This window comes from Streptomyces sp. NPDC058257 (assembly GCF_042881845.1).
Taxonomy (GTDB): Bacteria; Actinomycetota; Actinomycetes; order Streptomycetales; family Streptomycetaceae; genus Streptomyces.
This window is the reverse complement of the sequence record NZ_JBHVXJ010000006.1, coordinates 344,589-360,181: the sequence shown is the minus strand read 5'-3', so window position 1 is coordinate 360,181 and position 15,593 is coordinate 344,589. Positions and strand designations below refer to the sequence as shown.

The following is a 15,593-nucleotide window of genomic DNA, read 5'->3' as shown; positions in this document are numbered from 1 at the left end:
GGTACTGACAAACTGGTGACTCCGTCAGGTCTCTACGCATTCGTTCCCGCGCCGACGGCACTCGTCGCCGGCTCACGCTGCGCCGCTGTGGAGTGGTTCCCTGCCCATTGGCGCAGCCGGTCGGCCGGGTGGGGCAGTACCACGAAAGCCTCGGCCTGCAGGCAGGCCCAGCTGATGCGCGGCAGGTCGCGGGCCGTCGGGTAGACGACGAAGCGAGGTTGCCACTGCGGGCGGAACTTGGCGTTGAAGCGGTAAAGAGACTCGATCTGGAACCACCGGGACAGAAAGACGAGCAGCCCTCGCCACCCGCGCAGCACCGGGCCCGCGCCGATGCGCTCGCCACCTGCCAACGCCGCCCGGAAGACGGCGAAGTTGAGTGAGATGCGGCCGATGCCGAGGCCGGGGGCGGCGCGCAGTGCGGCGACGATGAGGAGTTCGTTCAGACCGGGTTCGGCGGTGCGGTCGCGGCGCATCAGGTCGAGGGACAGGCCGTCCTCGCCCCAGGGCACGAAGTGCAGTAGCGCCCGGACGTGGCGGGTGCCGTCGGCAACTCGCTGGTGGGCTGTGACCACGACGCAGTCGCCGTCGGCCGGGTCGCCGAATCGGCCGAGTGCCATGGAGAATCCCCGTTCGGTGGCGCTGCCCCGCCAGGTCGCCGCGGCCTGGCGCAGCTGCAGCTTCTCTTCGTCGGTCAGTTCGCGCATCCGTCGTACCTGGCATGAGTAGCCGCTGCGCTCGATGCGGTTGACCATTTGGCGTACGTTGCGCATGGTGCGGCCCGCGAGGCTGAAGTCTGCGCAGTCGACGATCGCCTCGTCTCCCAACTCCAGTACTTTCAGGCCGCCTTCACGCATCCAGATCTGCGCGCCGAGTTCGCTGCAGCCCATGACGGCGGGCGTCCAAGCATGTCGTGCGCACTGTTCGAGGAACTCTTTGATGGCGCCCGGCCAGGCCTCCGGATCACCGACCGGGTCACCGCCGACGAGCGCGACGCCGGAGACGACGCGGTAGGCGACGGCGGCCTTTCCCGTGGCCGAGAACAGGACGGCCTTGTCGGCGCGGAGCGCGAAGTAGCCGAGTGAATCGCGCCGCCCCTCGCGCACCAGGAGGGCCCGCAGTCGCGCACCGCCGTCCGCCGGTGCAAGCCGGACGGGTCGTAGCGCCAGGTAGACCGTGGTGGACGCGGTGAGCAGCCCCAGGGCGAGCAGCGAGGCTTGCACGGCGTCACCGACGCCCTCGCCGTCGTACGCCAGCGGTCCCTCCATACCCACGAGGCCGCTTGCGACCTGCTGGAACCGGTCGGTGAAGGAGATGCCTCGGCCAGCCTCGTGTTCGGCGCGCACCCCGACGATCAGCAGCCCGAGGCCGACGCTGACCGTGCCGAGCAGCAGCAGGTTCCCCAGGGCCCGGGTCCGGCCACGAGGGTCGCTCAGTGCGTGGAACTCGCCCCGCAGCCACACGAGTCCGGCGCACAGCAGAGCCGACACGGCGGCCGCGACGAACGCGTGATGCCTCAGGCTCTGCACCAGCGCGCTCACGGCGAGCAGGGCGACGGCTGCCTCCCACGCACGCCGTTTACGGCGCCGCAGACCGCGTGCAAGTAGGACGAGGAGGACGCCCGCGACAAGGGCCGCGGCACCCGTCACGTCCTCCGACAGGCCGGGAACGTACGGCGCCATGCGTTCGATCCGACTGGCGCGTACCTGCGGGGAGACGGCCGTCGCGATGTCGAGGAGCCCGATGAGCAGACAGGTGTGACCGGCGATGGCGGCTGGGCGAGGCTTCACGGTCACTGACCGTAGCCGTGCCGGTCACCAAAGAGGTAAGGGCAGGTGAGGAGAAGGGTAAGAATGCGCGGCGCGACAAACCCGACCGCTCCGCCGGAGGCTTTCCCCGGTGGAGGCTGCCGTGGAAGCGCAGTCGACCGCCTCCTCAACGACAGGTGGAGGACGTATGGGGCTGACAAGCCGGGGCCTGGAGTACACGACGGCGCTGGTCGCTCGGTCGTGTGTGGGGCTCACGGTGTGGGCGTGGCCGCGGCTCGCCCCTCGCCGTCCCATGGCCGTGCTCGGCAGGCTCGGTGTCACCTTGGCGACGCGGTTGGCGATCCTGACGGAGTGCGGAGTGCGGAGTGCGGAGTCGCGGGGAGCACGCACTTCGACTTCTACGGTTTCTGGGACGAACTGCTCGGCCGAGTATCCACAGCGCCCGCACGGGTCACGGACGCCGGCGGCGGCCCCCGTGTGTACGCGGCACGCGAAGGCCCCGTCCAGCCAGCCGGACCACAGAGCCCGGACCAGGTGCACGGCCTGCCCGTGGGGCCATTCGCGAAGGTCGGCAGCGTCCAGTCGGTGCGGATCATCGGGAGGCGCACACGTCACCCGGCGGTGTACACGTCCGCGGCCGCTCTGTCGGCCGACTACAAGGTGACCGACGATCTGACGACGGGCAGCCTCGTCAGCGCCGGGCCGCGCGAACCGCACCGACAGCGGGGGCACGATCTGGTGTGGCGGCTGCGGCATCTACCGATCCCACGGGTGTCCGTCCTGGTGGCGAGTTCTCGGCAGGGTGAGCCCGACTACGGCCCAACCGTGCGGTTCCTCAAGGCCATACGGCCGCCGATGACCTCGGCGCGCATCATCCTGCCGCGCGGCAGCCACCACTTCACGACCTGGCGGCGGGAGATCGGCCCCGCGATGGAGCGGCTGGGCGGGCAGCTGACGTTCCCCCAGGACACCACGCCGTCCCCAACACCGCGCCACGTCACGCGATCGGCCACACAGTGACAGCTCCCCCGGAGGGTGCGAGGCACCCGCTGAAACACCGGCCGAGAGGGCCGAGGCTGCTCTGCGGGTCACGTTCAGCGTGGTGCGGGGCGGTTGGTGGGCCGCCACCGACAAAGTCGGCCCACCAGCCGCCCCGCTGGAGCTCGCGTCCACCAGGTGCGCGGGGGAGCAACGGCCCTGATGGAGCGAGCGGTTCGGTCACGGCCCGAGTCGCCCTACGGGAGCCGGGGCCGCGTGGCCCCCTGAGGACGAGTGGGCCCGCGTCCGCCCTGGGGTGGTGTCCGCACGAGGGCCCGACCGGCTCCGCACGCCGATCCGGGAACACGCCACGCGCCCAACGGGCCTTCCTGCGAAGCCAGTTAACCGTGCGCGCGGTGAACCGCTGCCAGGCGCGAGCGCGCCGGGAGGCCCGTAGGTCCTCGAAGAGGGTGTCGTAGCGGGCCACGACGGCTCGGGGTCGTAGCGGTGTGCGGACTTGAGGGCGGCCGCGCTCATCTCCTTGCGGCCCGCCTCGTCCCCGATCAGGTCGAGCATCGCCGTGGCGAGCGCGTGCGCGTCACCGACCGGGACGAGCCGTCCGTCGACGCCGTCCGTGATGATCTCGCCGGGCCCGAGCGGCGCGTCCGCACTGTCCGCCCGGGTGTCCACCAGCGGTACGAGGGTGATCCGCGGGTCGACCGCGAAGCGGGGGTTGGCCCGGTGCCGGGAGAACGAGACGATCTCCACCTCGTGGCCGCCGTGCTCGACGAGCGCGGCGGCGAGGTCGAGCGTGGTGCGCACCGCAGCGCGTATGGCGTACGCGTTGTGCAGCAGGAACGCGATCTTCATGTGCGAAGGCCTTCCTCGGCGGGCACACGGTGCGGGCCCGGACCGTTCCCGACATCCCTCGATATCGGTGACAGCGTGCGTGCCGTGGGTAAGGGAGCAGTCGCCCGCCGGTGAGAGGCGGGTAAGAAGCCGCCCGGACGGCGGCCGAGCGGTCGATCCGGGCACGCCGCGGGGGCAGACTGGGGCGTGTGTCGCAACGAGCCGTTTCCCCAGCCGCCCCGTCGTCCGCGGCGCCCGCGCCCGCGGTGCTGCTCGCCGAGGACGACCGGGCGATCCGGCACGCCCTGGAGCGCGCCCTGACCCTGGAGGGGTACACCGTCACCGCGGTCGCCGACGGCGTCGAGGCCCTGGCCGCGGCGCACCGTGCCCGCCCCGACATCCTCGTCCTGGACGTGATGATGCCCGGCATCGACGGCCTCCAGGTCTGCCGCGTCCTGCGCGCCGAGGGCGACCGCACGCCGATCCTCATGCTGACCGCCCTAGTCGAGACACCCGACCGCATCGCGGGACTCGACGCCGGCGCGGACGACTACGTCGCGAAGCCCTTCGACGTCGAGGAGGTCTTCGCCCGGCTGCGCGCCCTGCTGCGCCGCACCGCCCCACCGCCCGACGAACCGGTCGACCACCGCATCACCGCCGCCGACCTGCGCATCGACCCCGCCGCCCGCCGCGCCTGGCGCGGCCCCCGCGAACTCGACCTCACCCGCACCGAGTTCGACCTCCTGGAACTCCTCGCCCGCAACACCGGCATCGTCCTCGACCACGCCACCATCTACGACCGCATCTGGGGCTACGACTTCGGCCCCGGCTCCAAGAACCTCGCCGTCTACGTCGGCTACCTGCGGCGCAAGGTCGACGAACCCGAAGGACCGCCCCTCATCCACACCGTCCGCGGCGTGGGGTACGTCCTGCGGCGGGCGTGAGATGCGGCGCGCCGGCGTGAACGGGAAGAGCGGCGAGAACACGGCCTTCGTACCGTACAGCGGGCGCCGGACCCGGTGGCGGGCCCGCAGCCTGCGCACGACACTTGCCATAGCCTTCGCCCTCGTCGCGGTCGGCGTCACGGCGCTGATCGGCGTCCTCTCCTATCATTCGGCCGCCCGGCTCGTCCGTGTCGACCAGGAGGCCGTGTTCGACGAGGTGGTGCACGATCTGCGCTCGCAGGTCCGCCAACAGACCCTCACGCCCGGCGACTTCGCGTCCTCGGACCCGGACCACGACGGCCCACGCGACGATTTGACCCGCCGCGTCGGCACCGACGTCCAGATCCTCGGCCCCGGCGGCACGCCCATCGACAGGGGCAGCCCGCCGCTCCCGGTCGATGCCAAAGCCCGCCGGATCGCCGACGCGGACGCGCCCGGCACGCAACACGAGGACCACGACGTGCGGGTCGCCGGCGAGGACTATCGAGTGTCCACCGTAGCGCTCGGCGACGGCCGGGGCGCGGTCCGGGTCGCGCAGGAATTCAGCGACACCGAGGACCTCCTCAAGGAACTGCAGAGGCGCACCCTGCTGTTCGCTGCGGCGGTGGTGCTCGCGGCGGGTCTGTTCGGCTGGTGGCTCGCCCGTCGCGTCACCTCACGCCTCGTCCGCCTCGCGAAGAACGCGGAGGACGTGGCGTCGACCGGCCGGCTCGATGTCGCCGTATCGGTCACCGGCGGCGACGAAGTGGGCAGCCTGGGCCGCTCCTTCGACCGGATGCTCGGCCGGCTCGCCCGCTCCAAGGACGACCAGCGCCGCCTCGTCCAGGACGCGGGCCACGAACTGCGCACGCCACTGACCTCACTGCGGACGAACATCTCCCTGCTGCGCCGCATCGACGAACTCCCGTCCGAGTCCCGCGCCGAACTGGTGGCCGACCTCACCGACGAATCACGCGAACTGACCGACCTGGTCAACGAGTTGGTGAACCTCGCGGCGGGCAATCAGGACGACGAACCGGTCGTCGAGGTGGACCTCACCGAGACCGCCGAGGATGTCGCCACTGTGGCCCGCCGCCGCACCGGCCGCACGATCATCGTCCGCGCCGAAGGCAGTACGACGATTCCCGGCCGCCCGGCCCAACTCCAGCGGGCCCTGACCAACCTGGTGGAGAACGCCGCCAAGTTCGACACCGACGGCACCGACCCCATCGAGATCGCCGTCACGGGTGCGCCGACCGGCCTCGTCCGCCTCGAAGTCCTTGACCGCGGCCCCGGCCTCGACCCCGCCGACACGGACCGCGTCTTCGACCGCTTCTACCGCGCACCGGCCGCCCGCAGCAGCCCCGGATCGGGACTCGGCCTCTCGATCGTCCGGGAGGTCGCGGCGGCACACGGCGGAGTGCCGTTCGCCGCACCGAGGGAGGACGGCGGAGCGGTCATCGGTTTCACAGTCAGCGGGGCGCCCTCCCCCCGGTGACGGATCGCGCCCCTCCACTGCGGCGCTCTCACGCCCGCGGGGCGATCTGTGGCCGCCAGATCCATGGCGTGCCGTCAGGCGACATGCCCACGACCGCCAGGGGATGCCCGCCCCGGGCCATGAGGGACGGCGAACCCACCGTGACCGGGCGGCCCGGTGCGAGGAGAGGAGTGGTGTCACCCGAAGTCCCGTACTGGATCTCGGCGTGGCCGGTGTCGGCCATCCCGAGCAGCACCGGCATGGCCCGCCCCGTAGGGCCCGCTGCCACCTGGGCGGTGATGGCACCGTATCCGGTGAAGAGCCGCAGAGGGGTGCCGACTTCACCTGCCTCGTTGTCGTACACATAGGGCACGGCCTCTCCCGGTGCGCGGTAGATCAGCGGGATGTGTCCGCCCGATGCGAGGACGGCGGCCGGCGGACCGTCCGGAGCCCGCAGCCCGGTCGGCGGGCGGAGGGTGACCGGTCCGCCCGGGCGGCTCTGAGCCCAGTGGCGCACCGTGTCGTGTCCTGCGGCGTAGACGTGGACCCGTCCCGCCTTGTCGAGAATGACGGTCAGTCCGTCCTGGACCTGTTGTCCGCCCAACTGACGCCAGGGCCCCCACCGGCCGGAGGCTTCGCGTGTGCGCGCGGCGAGGCCCTGCCCTGCGGTGCGGGCGAAGAGGTGAACACGACGGTCGGGCGTGGCCACCGCCACCGGGCAGCCGACCCGGCGCCCGCGCTCGGCGCCGACGTCGGGAGTGCCGAGCCGACGCCACGACCCGAAAGGCCCGCCCGCGCGGCGTTGTTCCAGAACGACGATCTCCCGTGTGTCGGCGCGGCCCTCGCCATCCAGCGCGGAGAACCGAAGGCCGAAGACGAGGTGCCGGGCAGCGGCATCGGTCACCACGGACAGAGCCGGGGCGAGCGGTCCCCCGCCCAGATTGCCCGGGGCGCCGAAACGTCCGCTGCGCGCGGCTGTCTCGCGCCACCGGACCGCTTGGGTGCCGAGCACTCCGTAGGCGACGATCCGGCCGAAGCGATCGGTGGTGGGCACGGGCGACGAACCCGGGTAGCGGAGGTGAGTGCTTCGTGCCCATCCCTTGCGGCTGGTGAGGGCGTGGTTTCCGCCCTGGCTGTAATCGCCGCAGCCGGCCCGGTCGTTGCACTCCCACTGTGGGCTGCCCCCGTACGCGGTGATGTAGCGGGCCTTCTGATCGAGGACGGCGAGTGGCAGGTTGTGCGGCCAGCGTTGGTTGTAGTAACCGCGATAGGCCACGGCGGTGAAGCGCGGAGCGTGCCCCTGGCGCCGGTCGGAGTCGGCCACCCACTGGGACATCGCCTTCCACGTGAACAGCGCCGTGGGGGTGTGGTCCCGGTGATCGGAGAAATGTGGCTGGTCGTTGCCCTTCGGGTGGGCCGCGTCGTGCACCTGGTAGTCGGGGTCGGGGTCCAAGGTGTGGATGACGGTGGGCCCAAAACGGTTCATCAGCCAGGCAAGGACGTCGACCAGCGTCTGATGGTCGTAGGTGTACGCCTGGGACACCGTGGAATCGGTCACCGGCAGGGTGTGCATGACTGCGCGCGGAAGGTTCCACAGTTCGGGCAACCGCATTCCACCCTCGCTCCGCATGGCGATGTTGAGAAAGATCAGCCGCGCCTGGAGATGGCCCGCCACCAGCAGGTCGGTCTCGGCGCTGACTCCGTGCGGCAGGGACAGGGCCGAGCGCTCCCAGCCGGTGAAGCGGCCGAGGCCCAGCATCTCGGCGTAGGCCTGTCGCATGCCTTGCTGCCGGGCACCGGAGTAGCCGGGTCTGTTGGAGATCATCGGTGCGAGTTCGTGGGGCACGCGGTTGCGGCCCGAGGCATCCCCCGCCGTGACCACGACGGTCACCACCGGCAGCCCAGAGCGCAGCAGTTGGTGGCACTGGGGGTTCATGAAGAAGAGGTCGTCATCGGGGTGCGCGACGACCTGAAGCAGCAGGCTCTTCCCCGCAGCGGCGAAGGTTCCGGTCGCGCGCGGGTTCACGGCGCGCACCGGAGCCGGTGGAGGACCGGAGCGGCCGCTCGTACATCCAACGACTGTGGCGGAGGCGAGAGTCGCGAAGCCTCCTGCCAGTACCCGTCGACGCGTCACCTCATACGCAGAGCTCTGCTTCGCCCCGTCTCCCGCCATGCCCCCACGCCCTTACCTGCCGGCACGGAGCCGGTCGGGCCCGCGCATCGATTCCGTACAGCTTGGGACGCCACCGGATCAGAATTCGGAAGGTGTGAATTCTCTTACCGGGAACTCACCTGCTTCTTTCCAGCCCCCTGAGGGCCTACAAATGCTGCCGCGCTTCATATCTCGGATGATCCGCGGAACTGTCCTGTACCGATACCACGTTGTCACGCTGCTGCAGGGGTTGCGCGGTGCCAGAATTGATGGCCCAACGGGCGATCAGGAACGAGAGAGGCGTGGCGAGTACGCCCGCGACCAGGGCCGTGATGTCCTTCCCGGTTCCCAAGGCGTGCACGCCGATGAAGAGGAGCGCGCCGCTGAATACCAGGTTGACGAGGCTCGACAGGGGGAAGCGGATGAACGCCTGCCAAGTCGGCTTCGTGCGGCAGGTGATGTAGGTATTGAGAAGGAAGGAACCGACGATACTGACCGCAAATCCGACGACGTGAGCGATCAAGTACGGGATCCGGCTGTTGAGGGACACGTACACGGCCATGTACACAGCGGTGTTGACGATTCCGATCAACCCGAAGGTGACAAACTGCCGAAAGAAGCGCAGGCCACCGGGCTCCTGAACCCGCGCAACGGGCCGCACGATCGTGTCCACCGTGAGCGGAGGACTGATTCCTGATGAGGGGACGCGATCGACTTCCAGCACGTTCTCTTCGGTCTCGCGCACGACGTAGGGCGGGCGGCGTTTCGTCTCGCTGTAGATGCGGCCGACGTATTCACCGATGACACCGAGCGTGGCGAGCTGGATTCCTCCCAGGGCCACGACGGCGATCAACAGCGTGGCGAACCCGGGCATGTCCACGCCATGGACGATGACGTCCACGGCGATCCACAGCGCGTACGCGAAGGCCGCGAACGCCAGGGCGAGTCCTGCGTAGATGACCAGGCGCAGCGGGCGGCTGTTGAAGGAAATGAGCCCGTCGATCCCGTAGTTGAGCAGGCGCCGTCCTCCCCATTTCGACCGACCCGCGACGCGGTTGACGTTGCGATAGGTGAAACTGACGGTGTCGAAACCGATCCAGGAGAAGATCCCCTTGGAGAACCGGTTGGCCTCCGGCAGGGCGAGAACCGCGTCCACCGCGCGGCGCGACAACAGCCTGAAGTCCCCCTCCCCATCGACGACATCCACGTCCATGCAGTGCCCCATGGCCTGGTAGTACGCCGAACTGACCTTTCTGCGCAGCAGGCCCTCACCGGAGCGGTCTCGTCGGGCGACGACCTGGTCGTATCCCCGCTGCCGCAGTTCCAGCATGCGGTGGAGGAGTCCTGGAGGGTGCTGAAGATCGGCATCCATGAGGGCCACCACGTCACCGCGTGACATGCGCAGCCCCGCGAGCATGGCCGCCTCCTTGCCGAAATTCCGGCTGAAGGACGTATAGCGCACACGCTCGTCCGCGGCGGCGAAGGCTCGCAGCTGAGCGCGGGTGGCATCACGGCTTCCGTCGTCGACGTAACAGATCTCGAAAGACCGCTTCGTCGCGCCCAGGACGTGCATCAGCGTCCCGTGAAATGTGTTGATCACCTCTTCCTCGTTGAAACAGGGCACAACGACGGAGATCTGACACTCTTCCATGCGCCACCTCAGCAGGTATGGGTGCGGTCTTTACGACTACACCCCCACCATGACGCATCAAATCAAGATGACGGTAAGAAGCCGGGGCGGAACGACACCGCCTATGTACGCTCATAGGAAGCGACACCATTACCTTCACGCCGAGAGCTATTCCTGCTTGGCGCCCGTGGGAAGGGAGCAGCCTGTGCTGCACATGCCTAAGAAGGCCGCTCGGGACCAGCGCGGCGGTGTGGTGCCGGAACCGCGAAGGCCATGGTGGCGGACATCCGCGCCGCTGGGACTGCTCTCGCTCCTGCCGCTCGCCGTGTTCGCCTTCGCGGCATGGAACGCCCGGTGGGTGCGCCCCGGCGGGGACGACTGGTGCTTCCTCCCGGTGGTTCGCGACGGCGGGCTGCCCGCCATGGCGGAGAAATTCTACTTCCATGACAACGGACGGATCGTCAACGCCGTGTTGGTGTGGGCGTACGCGCGCTTCGGCGAACCGGGTCAGCAATGGTTCGCGCCGATCAGTGGCGTGCTCGTGATCGCACTCCTATGGGCTTTCATCGCCGCCGCTCTGCACGTCGGCCGACTCCGGGCCCCGCGGGGCGTCGGGCTGCTGGTGGCGTCCATGGTGACGGCCTTGTTCCTCTTCGGCTCGCCCAACACCTACAAGACGTTCTACTGGCCGGCCGCCTCCGTCTCCCACACTCTGCCCCCGGTGTTCGCCTGCGCGGCGGCCGTCCCCGTGCTGCGGGCGACCTCACGGCGAGGCAAGGCCCTCGCGCTGCTCACCGTCGTCCTCACGGGAGCGTGCCTGGGCCTCCTTTCGGAAGAGACCAGCGTGGTCACCGCGACCGTCTTGGCGTTCGCGCTGCTGATCAGCAGCCGGGCCTTCCCGGCGGCACGCCGCCGCTTTCTCCGGGTCTGCTGCGCGGCCGGAATCGCGAGCACCGTGATGGGCATCCTGATCCTTTACACCTCCCCCGGCGCGATGCGCAGACGGGAACGCAAGCACGCATCGACGATGCTCACCCCCGACTCACTCATCGGATCCTTGCGCGGGTTCGGCGAGATCATCGCCACACTGCTCACGACCTGGCCCTACGCGGGCGCCATCGTGGTGGGTCTCGTCCTGGGTCTGGTGACCGCGAGTGGTGCATCGGGCCGCATCCGGCCCGGAAGAACCCAGTCCCTGGCGGCCGTGGCCGGCGTCTGTGCCCTGCTCGTCTCCGGCTATGTATGCACGGTCATCACCTACCCGGTCTTCGGGAAGGCAGTGGTGTCATCGACCCGTCTGTGGAACGACTACCTCCTGCTCTACATCCTGCTCCTCGTCTACGTCGGCGCCCTCGCCGGCCGCGCATGGGGAAGTCGGGCCCAGCGGACAACGCCGGTCCTGGCCACCGGGGCCCTGCTGAACGCGGCCGTCTGTATCGCCCTTGCCGCATCGCTCGCGGGCCTCGCGTCCGACATGACCACGCGTGCCCAGGACTGGGATCGCCAGAACCGCTCGATGCGTAGTCAAGCCGCGGCCGGCGTACAGGTCCTGTCGTACAAACGGCTCCCCCTCAGCCACATGACCGAGCCCTTCCGCCACCACGGCCACGCGAAGTGGCCAGCCGAGTGCATCGCCCGTTACTACCACGTACAACGCATCACTCAAGCCGCCAAGTTGCCCTGACTCAGCGCTTGGCCTGCCCCTCTCTCGGCTCACCGAACCGGCCACGCCGGGCGCATGAGAATCACAAGAGGTCGTTCTTGCCCAGGCGGACCGGTCGGCCGTAGCGGCGTCCCCAGTCCTCGTCGACCAGCTCGTCCAGCTCGTCCAGCAGGTGAGGGGCGGTGCCGGCGACTTCTGCTGATCATGCTGCCGCACCGGGAAAACCCAAGGTCCCCGACAGAGTCAAGCTCAGGGTGAGCGGTGGTGACGTAGTGCATGGCGGTCTTCTCCGTGATGCCGAAGAGCCGCATCAGCCGGTTCTGGTCGGCACTTTGGACTGCTTCGTTGAGGATGCGGTCTTGCCGCGAGCCGCTCAGCGTCAGCCCGCGGGGAAGGGCTCAGCTCAGGGTGCTGATGCTGGAGTCGGTGCCGCGCAGCAGGTCCGCGGCTCGTTCGGCCACGGCGTACACCGTGGCGACCGTGTTCGCCGACGGGATGGACGGGAACACCGAGGCGTCGGCGACCCTCAGTCCATCGATGCCATGGACCCGCAGATCGGGCCCGGTGACAGAGAGGGGATCGGCCCCCATCCGGCAGGTGCCCACCGGATGGCAGTACGAGGCGAGGGTCCGGAGTACAAACGCGCGCAGGGCATCGTCGTCGTCCACGTCCGGCCCGGGAACCACCTCCCGACCACGCCACGGCGCGAGCGCCGGGGCCCTGCCGATCTCCCGGACGAGCCGCACACCGGCGACGACCGCTGCCAGGTCACGCTCGTCGGTGCAGTAACCCGGATCGAGCACGGGCGCCGCACCGGGATCGTCGCTTGCCAGGCGCAGCGTGCCGCGGCTGTACGGGCGGATCGCGGAGACAGCGATGGTGTAGCCGTCCTCCGGGTCCTTGGCCGAGGTCTGATGGGAGGGGCAGTCGACGAAGACGACCTGGAGGTCCGGCTCTTCGACGGCGGGGCCGCTGCGTATGAGACCGAGGGCTTCGCCGTGGTTGTTGCGCCGTGGCGGCAGCGGGCGGGCCGCGCTCGACATGAGGCTGATGATGGGATGGTCGTGGAGCTCGGCGCCGACGCCCGGCAGGTCGAGGACGGTCTCGACGTCCACGTCGGCCAGATGGGCGTGCGGGCCGATCCCCGACAGGAGCAGCAGCTGCGCGGAGCCGATGGCACCGGCAGTCAGAACGACTTCGCCCGCGCGGGCGAGGGTGACTTCGTCGGTGCCGGTGCGGTACTCCACGCCGACACAGCGCCCGCCGCTGATGCGCAGCCGCTGCACCAGGGCGTTGGTCACGACGGTCAGGTTGGGCCGCTCCAGGGCTGGCGCGAGATAGGCGTCGGCGGCGCTCTGCCTCCTGCCGTCGACGATGTTGAGGTCCGTCAGTCCGAAGCCCTCCTCCAGGCCTCCGCTGATGTCGGCGGCCCTGGCGTACCCCGTCTCGGCGGCCGCTTCCAGGCACGCTTCGATGACCGGATGCGGCGGGTCGGCGGGACTCACAGTGAGGGGGCCGTCGATCCCGCGCAGTGCCGGATCGCGGCCCACCGCGTTCTCGCTGCGCCGGAAGTACGGCAGCAGATCGTCAAAGCCCCAGCCCTTGGCGCCCTGGCTGGGCCACTGGTCGTAGCCGGAGTGGTGGCCTCGGGCGAAGACCATGCCGTTGATCGCCGAGGATCCGCCGAGCCCGCGCCCTCGCGGCAGTCGTGTGGATGTGCCGGTGGCCGACTGCTCGACGGTGAAGTCTCCCCAGTTCGCGGGGGTCTGGAACAGGGTCGGCCATGCGGGGGGCGAGGACTGCGCGGGCAGCACCTCCGAGCCACCCGCCTCGATCAGCAGGACATGAGTGTCCACGTCCTGCGACAGCCTCGCCGCCAGCACACAGCCGGCCGTCCCCGCTCCCACGATGACGAAATCGAATTCCGGCACGTGGTCCTCCTTCGGAGCGTCGTCACTCCTGCACGGCTTCGCCTAGCCGCCATCAGGTATCGAAGCATCCCGGTCGCACGGCGGGGAGACGTTTACGCGCTTTTTGCTTCCGCCACGGTGATGGTCCGAAACACCGCCGGCCAGGCGCGGTATCTGGGGCTGGCACGCTACGAAACAGGTGATCAAAGCCGCTTCTTGGGCCTAGACGACCTCTTGCTGTCCCTAACGAAGGCGTTGTACGTGGCGGTGTGTGATCAAGCAGACGGCGATTTTGAGGAATGCTTCGTGGATGTCGCCAGCAGGTCATTCCCGAGCCGAAGCCCAACTCCTGGGGCAGGTATTGCCATTGGATGCCGGTGTGCAGCACGAACAAGATGCCGCACAGGGCCTGCCGGTCCGGCACCCAGAGGTCTGCCCTGCACCAGCTTCGGTCCAGGTTCGGGCAGCAACGGCTTGATGAGCGACCACAGTTCATCCGACACGATCCACGGCCGCGACTGACGTTCCGTCACAACCAGACGAGCGCGCAGACACACCAACAGTCACATGATCAACCGCTTTTGTTAGAACCAGTAAGCGAAGGCTCACAAGCCCGGCTCGTAAAAGGAGTCACGGCTCCCAGCACTCGAACACCTGGTGAGATCCACCCGACGTCACCGGGGTCTGGGCGGTGCGTCCTACGGTGCGTGTTTCCGAACCCGAATCCGAAGCTCAATGGCTTGATGCCTTGATGCCTTGATGGCCGCACAGGACGGCTGTGGGGCCGTTCGGCGAGGTGTCATGCGCCCGTCCGGCAATCAGCGCGCGACGCTGCGCATCAGTCCCTCAAGGTCGCGTTCGCCAGCCGGTGTTTGTGCCCCGCCCTGGAGGCCCCCGCTGATCAGGTGCTGAGCGGTCGGCAGGCTGAACGTAGAAGCCCAAGCATCGTTCTCACGGAGGAGTCCCTCCTTGAAGTCATCGGCGGGCAGCGAGTGCTTGGCTGCTTCGATGACACCGTCGGGCAGCGCGGCGATGTTACGAGCGATACGGTCGACGTGCTCGTCGAGCCCGTCGGCTGGCAGGGCCCGGTTGATCCAGCCGTAGGACACTGCGGTCTCGGCATCGAACAAGTCGGCGGTGAGGACCACCTCCAGTGCGCGGTTGCGACCCACGCGGTCCCGGAGGTACTGCGTTCCGCCTCCGCCGGGGATGATGCCCATCAGCGCTTCGATCTGACCGAGTCCAGCGGTCTCGATGGCGGCGAATGTCATATCCGCTGCGGCCACGAATTCCGCCCCGCCTCCGCGGGCCTTCCCGACGAGCTTCACGATGGTCACCTGGGGCTGGTGGCGGATCAGCTCACCGATCGCCTGGAACACGTTGACGTCTGCTGGCGCGGATGCGGCGAGTTCCTGGAGGATGTCCATCTCTTCCCCGACGTGCATGTCCACGTGAGCAATGAAGAATTCCGGGTCGGCGCTCGAGAAGACGATCACGCGGACGGAAGAATCGTCCTTGAGACCCGTCAGCACCGTCCGCAGCTCACGCATCATCGTCGTTCCGAGCGCGTTCACCGGGGGATTGTCGAGGACGATCCGGGCGACGCCGTGTTCGCTGCTCACGCGCAGGGTCGAGTAGGCATCATTCGTCATGAGGTTCTCCCTTGGTTACCGCTGGGCATGTAGGTTTGCAATGCATACCTACCGTCGACGACGGCGCCCAGACGGTCAAGAACGCACTTTGGGAGCACCTAGGATCATGAAGGACACCGATCTGCACGGCGTTGACGCCGAAACACGGACGGTTTTCCGGGCGGACTGCCCCAGCCGACCGATCCTCGACCAGATAGCGGACAAGTGGTCGATGATGGTGATGGCGCTGCTGGAGCGGCCCACCCGGTTCAATGAACTGAAGCGAGGTCTGGAGGGCATCACGCAACGTGTCCTCACCCAGACACTGCGCCGTCTCGAGCGCAACGGCATGATTCAGCGCACGGTGCTGCCGACCTCACCGGTCGGCGTCGAGTACTCGCTCACACCCCTGGGCGAGTCCCTGCGCGAGCCGTTCGGTCTGCTCTACGACTGGACCGTCGAGCACAGCGCAGAGATCCAGAACTGCCGACGGGCTTACGACACCAGGGCTGACGCTTAACCGCCTGCTCAATGATGTCGATATGCAGGTGGATCGCAGTGGCATGGACGAGCAGGGGTCAGCTGGCCTGTGTCGGCTTTCTTGCCCACCTGCG

Annotated in this window: 11 protein-coding genes and 1 pseudogene; 5 read left to right on the top strand and 7 right to left on the bottom strand. The window is 68.8% G+C overall.

The annotated features are described in order from the left end of the window. Positions 1-32: 32 nt before the first annotated feature. Positions 33-1,787: a phosphatidylglycerol lysyltransferase domain-containing protein gene (locus ACFVXC_RS18385; protein ID WP_389906450.1), complete on the bottom strand. Its 1,755-nt coding sequence runs from the start codon at positions 1,785-1,787 to the stop codon at positions 33-35. Positions 1,788-2,117: 330 nt separating this feature from the next. Between ACFVXC_RS18385 and ACFVXC_RS18380 the strand changes: the two genes are divergently transcribed. Continuing rightward, positions 2,118-2,786, top strand: coding sequence for a hypothetical protein (locus ACFVXC_RS18380; RefSeq protein WP_389906449.1), 669 nt, complete (start codon positions 2,118-2,120; stop codon positions 2,784-2,786). Between the two features lie 198 nt (positions 2,787-2,984). Here the strand turns inward: ACFVXC_RS18380 and ACFVXC_RS18375 are convergent, their stop codons facing one another. Further along, positions 2,985-3,614 (bottom strand): hypothetical protein, encoded by a 630-nt coding sequence (locus tag ACFVXC_RS18375; protein ID WP_389906448.1) that lies wholly within the window; start codon positions 3,612-3,614, stop codon positions 2,985-2,987. 245 nt (positions 3,615-3,859) lie between these two features. Between ACFVXC_RS18375 and ACFVXC_RS18370 the strand changes: the two genes are divergently transcribed. Both ACFVXC_RS18370 and ACFVXC_RS18365 read left to right on the top strand, forming a co-directional pair. Beyond that, entirely contained in the window at positions 3,860-4,537 is a 678-nt protein-coding gene (locus ACFVXC_RS18370; protein WP_389906480.1) for a response regulator transcription factor, read from the top strand. A gap of 1 nt (position 4,538) precedes the next feature. Next, on the top strand, positions 4,539-6,014 hold the full coding sequence (locus tag ACFVXC_RS18365; RefSeq protein ID WP_389906447.1) for an ATP-binding protein: 1,476 nt from the start codon (positions 4,539-4,541) through the stop codon (positions 6,012-6,014). A 28-nt stretch (positions 6,015-6,042) separates the two neighbouring features. Here ACFVXC_RS18365 and ACFVXC_RS18360 read toward each other — a convergent pair whose 3' ends face one another. Continuing rightward, on the bottom strand, positions 6,043-8,019 hold the full coding sequence (locus ACFVXC_RS18360) for a PIG-L family deacetylase (RefSeq protein ID WP_389906446.1): 1,977 nt from the start codon (positions 8,017-8,019) through the stop codon (positions 6,043-6,045). A 292-nt stretch (positions 8,020-8,311) separates the two neighbouring features. Next, positions 8,312-9,796 carry a glycosyltransferase gene (locus ACFVXC_RS18355; protein ID WP_389906445.1) on the bottom strand — a complete coding sequence of 495 codons (1,485 nt, stop codon included), beginning with the start codon at positions 9,794-9,796 and terminating at the stop codon, positions 8,312-8,314. 193 nt (positions 9,797-9,989) lie between these two features. Between ACFVXC_RS18355 and ACFVXC_RS18350 the strand changes: the two genes are divergently transcribed. Next, entirely contained in the window at positions 9,990-11,459 is a 1,470-nt protein-coding gene (locus tag ACFVXC_RS18350; RefSeq protein WP_389906479.1) for a DUF6056 family protein, read from the top strand. Between the two features lie 377 nt (positions 11,460-11,836). Here ACFVXC_RS18350 and ACFVXC_RS18345 read toward each other — a convergent pair whose 3' ends face one another. The 3 genes and pseudogenes from ACFVXC_RS18345 to ACFVXC_RS18335 form a co-directional block, all read right to left on the bottom strand. Next, positions 11,837-13,369, bottom strand: a complete 1,533-nt coding sequence (locus ACFVXC_RS18345; protein WP_389906444.1) for a GMC family oxidoreductase — start codon at positions 13,367-13,369, stop codon at positions 11,837-11,839. 268 nt (positions 13,370-13,637) lie between these two features. Next, a pseudogene (locus tag ACFVXC_RS18340) lies at positions 13,638-13,881 on the bottom strand (transposase); the annotation flags it as partial. 285 nt (positions 13,882-14,166) lie between these two features. Further along, positions 14,167-15,000 (bottom strand): enoyl-CoA hydratase/isomerase family protein, encoded by an 834-nt coding sequence (locus ACFVXC_RS18335; RefSeq protein ID WP_389906443.1) that lies wholly within the window; start codon positions 14,998-15,000, stop codon positions 14,167-14,169. Between the two features lie 106 nt (positions 15,001-15,106). Between ACFVXC_RS18335 and ACFVXC_RS18330 the strand changes: the two genes are divergently transcribed. Continuing rightward, positions 15,107-15,499: a winged helix-turn-helix transcriptional regulator gene (locus ACFVXC_RS18330; RefSeq protein ID WP_389906442.1), complete on the top strand. Its 393-nt coding sequence runs from the start codon at positions 15,107-15,109 to the stop codon at positions 15,497-15,499. The last annotated feature ends 94 nt before the right edge of the window (positions 15,500-15,593 follow it).

What these genes read in the sequence shown, in the direction of transcription:
- ACFVXC_RS18375 (WP_389906448.1), bottom strand. Translation starts at nt 3,614, where the DNA reads ATGAAGATCGCGTTCCTGCTGCACAACGCGTACGCCATACGCGCTGCG.
- ACFVXC_RS18365 (WP_389906447.1), top strand. Translation starts at nt 4,539, where the DNA reads ATGCGGCGCGCCGGCGTGAACGGGAAGAGCGGCGAGAACACGGCCTTC.
- ACFVXC_RS18355 (WP_389906445.1), bottom strand. Translation starts at nt 9,796, where the DNA reads ATGGAAGAGTGTCAGATCTCCGTCGTTGTGCCCTGTTTCAACGAGGAA.
- ACFVXC_RS18350 (WP_389906479.1), top strand. Translation starts at nt 9,990, where the DNA reads ATGCCTAAGAAGGCCGCTCGGGACCAGCGCGGCGGTGTGGTGCCGGAA.
- ACFVXC_RS18335 (WP_389906443.1), bottom strand. Translation starts at nt 15,000, where the DNA reads ATGACGAATGATGCCTACTCGACCCTGCGCGTGAGCAGCGAACACGGC.
- ACFVXC_RS18330 (WP_389906442.1), top strand. Translation starts at nt 15,107, where the DNA reads ATGAAGGACACCGATCTGCACGGCGTTGACGCCGAAACACGGACGGTT.